At 41.8% G+C, this 1,649-nt stretch carries 1 protein-coding gene; it reads right to left on the bottom strand.

Annotated features, from left to right (window positions below; translation table 11 throughout):
- Positions 1-1,649 (bottom strand): T9SS type B sorting domain-containing protein (locus GB234_RS14960; protein WP_151895382.1); only part of this gene is annotated, 1,649 nt, incomplete at its 5' end.

Raw genomic sequence — 1,649 nt, 5'->3', positions numbered from 1 at the left:
TTATCTCTTTAAGGTAAAATGTCCTTTTATTTCTTTTCTTACTTCTTGTTCTGTGTACTCTACTCTAAACCAGTAGTCACTCGATGGTAACATATTACCATTGTACGTACCGTCCCATCCTGGGGTAAGTGGGCTTATCTGCTTGATAAGTTTACCGTAGCGGTCAAATATAAAGATATTTGCCGTAGGATCGAAATCTGCAATTCCAATGATATTCCATGTCTCATGGAACCCATCTCCATTTGGTGTAAAGTAATCTGGATAATCCACCACACCTATATCAAACTCTATCTCACCACAGCCGTTTGCATCCTTTACCGTTATTGTGTGTACACCTGGTGATACATCTATAAATTCATTGCTCTCTTGGAAAGGCCCTCCATCAATACTATAAATATATTCTCCAAGACCCTCTGCCGTTATCGCAACAGTATGGTTATCTGCAAAGGCGCCATTGACTAACTCAAAACTCCATGCTGTTGGTGCTTGTGATACTGTTACTGTAGTACTTACTGTTGTACTACACATTGACTCATTCTCTGTGATAGTTACCGTGTACTCACCTCCTTGTAGCGCAGTAATACTAGGTCCTGTCTCGCCCTCTTGTACTTCTGCGTCGATATCCCACACAAATGTATATAATGAAGGATCCAGTCCTGTATCTATTAGTGGTGGAGAGTCTTCTCCTTCTTCTTGCGCAATAGGCAATCCGTCTGCATCAACACACAGTCTAAAACTCTCTGGTAGTATCACTACAGGTAATTGCTCTACTTTAAGGATTACCTCGGCAATCTCAAAACATTCCGTATCTAGATTCTCTACTCTCGCATAAATAACCTGCGGATTGATAATGTTTGTGTAAGGTGATGTCAAATTATTTGTTCCCTCTGTTGCCGTTTCTAAAGTCTCATGAAAAGTCAACTCATACAACATAGGGTCTTGTCCATTGAGTATCTCGTCCAATAGCGCTTCTGCTTCTGGGGTGCTCCTATCGAGTACAAACTCAGCCAACCCATCGTTAGGATCAGTATTATCGCATATGGTATAAGGCTCCGCTGGCGCTGTGGCCGTGGCTCCCTCTCTTACCTCAATATTGAAGAATTGAACACCTCCTATATAACAACCCGTTGCCGTGTTTCGTATACCCACATATATCATCTGTGGATTGCTCGTGTTTTGATAGAACGTTGGGTCGACAATAGGGTTAATACCTGCCATGGCATCTACCTGCTCTTCGTAGTAGCTCACTTGGTTGTTAACCATGTCTTGACCCACCAATATCTCTTCATCTTTTGTAGTAAGATCAAAGATTGCAATACCATCAAAGGGCACTTCGCACAATACATAGTCCTCTATCACTGCACTATCATCTGGAAGTAACTCCACACTGATAACAAGCTCTACTATCTCAAAGCAGCCTAAAGGACTGTCTGGATTCACCACGCGCACATAGATAGTCTGTGGTGAGGATGTATTTGTGTACATCGTAGGGTCTAGTATCTCAGTACCTGCAATACCCGCTATAGCATCTTCTTCTAACTCGTAATAGGTAATATCATATACATTGCCGTCCAATATCTGTGTCTCCCGAATGGTAAGATTAAATTCCTGTGTTCCATCTCCACCAACAATATCACATATTGCTATTG

Source organism: Patiriisocius marinistellae, assembly GCF_009014635.1.
GTDB lineage: Bacteria > Bacteroidota > Bacteroidia > Flavobacteriales > Flavobacteriaceae > Patiriisocius > Patiriisocius marinistellae.
This window is presented reverse-complemented; position numbering and strand designations above follow the sequence as displayed.